Annotated in this window: 1 protein-coding gene; it reads left to right on the top strand. The window is 63.1% G+C overall.

The features are described 5' to 3' along the window. The coding region (locus OEY_RS28050) for a DUF3987 domain-containing protein (protein ID WP_010592843.1) at nt 1-1,784 on the top strand (1,784 nt) is incomplete at its 5' end. Nucleotides 1,785-1,949 lie beyond the last annotated feature (165 nt).

The raw sequence follows: 1,949 nt of genomic DNA, 5'->3' as shown, positions 1-1,949 counted from the left end.
CCCCCGCCCCCCTGCCGCTCATGAGCGAGGCACCGCAATTGCTCGCGTGCTTGCGTGCTGCTCCCGAAGACGAAGCGCCGTTGCTCGCTCCCGACGAAATGCAGGCGTTCCTTGACACCTACACCCGCAGCGAACGGATGCCTGCGTTCGAGGGCCTGATCAAGACGTTCGAGCGCGAGCTCAGGGAGAACGGCTCCCGGCACGGAGCCATGATCAACGCTTTGGCGATGGGCTTCCGTGAGGCCGTGGCGGGGTGCTATCCGGCGCATGACGTCTACACGACTGTTCGGAGGATGTTCAAGAAGTCGTTCGAGGACGACGAACTCTCAGCGCGCGAAGGCCGCGCGAGGCCCAGCCGAGACGAGTTCGTTCGCGGAGCTCAGTGGGCGGCAGCGCAGGCCCTTCTCGTCGATCCCGAAGAGACCCTAGCCCGCCTGAACCGGGACGACATCGCCCTCGACGAGCGCGTCGAGGGCTTCTGGACGGCGCGCCCGGAGCTGTCGGCAGTACGCCAGTTCGCACAGTCGCGGTTGATCGCGCCGTGGGCGTTGTTCGGTGCTGTGCTGGCGCGGTCTCTCGCGGTAGTGCCTCCGCGTGTGGTCCTGCCTCCGTTGATCGGTAGCCATGGAAGCGTCAACTCGTTCGTCGCGCTCGTCGGTCCGTCGGGCGCGGGCAAGAGCGTCACCCGCGCTGCTGCTCGCGACCTGATCCAGCTCAAGCTTCCCGGTGGCGGGCGGCTTCATGCACCAAACGTCGGCAGCGGTGAAGGAATGGTGGATCAGTTCGCCACCTACGACCGCAAGGCCAAGGAGTTTGTTGGTCTGCGAACGCGGGTGATGTTCACCGTGGACGAAGTCGAGTCCCTTACCGCGCAGGGTGGCCGCAGCGGTTCCACGCTGTTTCCGACGCTTCGGTCGGCGTGGACAGGAGACTCTCTAGGTTTCGCTAATCGTGATAAGACAAAAGCAATTCCGGTCGAAGCGCACCGCTACCGACTGACGATGATCGTTGGAGCGCAGCCGACCAAAGCGCAGCCGCTCCTGGACGATGCAGACGGCGGTACCCCGCAGCGTTTCCTGTGGATGCCGACAACCGACCCGAACGCGCCGGATGTTGAACCTGCCGAACCGGAACCGATCATCGTGGGGCCTTGGCCGCAACCGAAGACCGGATTCTCCGTGAGCGGTGTTGAGACGGCTGAAGTCGCACTGGTGACCACGCCTCCTGATCCGAAGAGTTTCGTGGTGCTCGCCATTCCGGAAAGCGTGCGGGAAGACGTGCTGGCTCAGCGAAAGAAGGTGCTGCGTGGTGATCCCGATGCGAACCCTCTCGACGGCCACGCCCTCATGACGCGGCTGAAGGTGGCAGTCGGATTGATGGTGCTGAATGGACGCTACGACAAGGTAGGCGACGACGACTGGGATCTGGCGGGCGTTGTGATGGAGGTCAGCAATCGCACTCGTCGTGAGGTTGAGAAGGTAATTGCCTGCGAGGCGGCGAAGTCCAATCAGGCTCGAGGCGAAGCCGAAGGGCGGCGTGAGCTAGCCAAGGCGGAGGTGTTGGAGAGGGACGGCCTGGCGCGGGTGTGCGACCGAATCATGAAGAAGCTGAAGGACGTCGGTGAGTTGAAGCGCTCGGACATGCCGGACTTTCTCGGTCGAGACAAGGGCTTGAAGGACGACGCTGCCGAACTCCTCGCGGCACGGGGCGAAGTGGAACTCGTTCGCTACAAGGCCAAGAACGGTTCGCCGACATGGCTGATCAGGCCCGTGGAGAAGGAGTGATGGCGCGTGCGAACAGTGACCAGGCACAAGGGGGTACAGGGGTACGGGTACCCCCCATGCGCCGCGTCAACCCAAAATTAGGGCGCCCTTGAAAGACCAGGTAGAAGAGAGAGATTCATTCGTGGGAAGGCCCCTTAGAGTATGTCTCATTTGGCCAGTTTCTTG

Origin of the sequence: Rhodococcus sp. P14 (assembly GCF_000256505.1) — a bacterium.
Taxonomy (GTDB): domain Bacteria; phylum Actinomycetota; class Actinomycetes; order Mycobacteriales; family Mycobacteriaceae; genus Rhodococcus; species Rhodococcus ruber.
The sequence above is the reverse complement of the archived record's forward strand: the minus strand, read 5'-3'. Positions and strand labels throughout refer to the sequence as shown.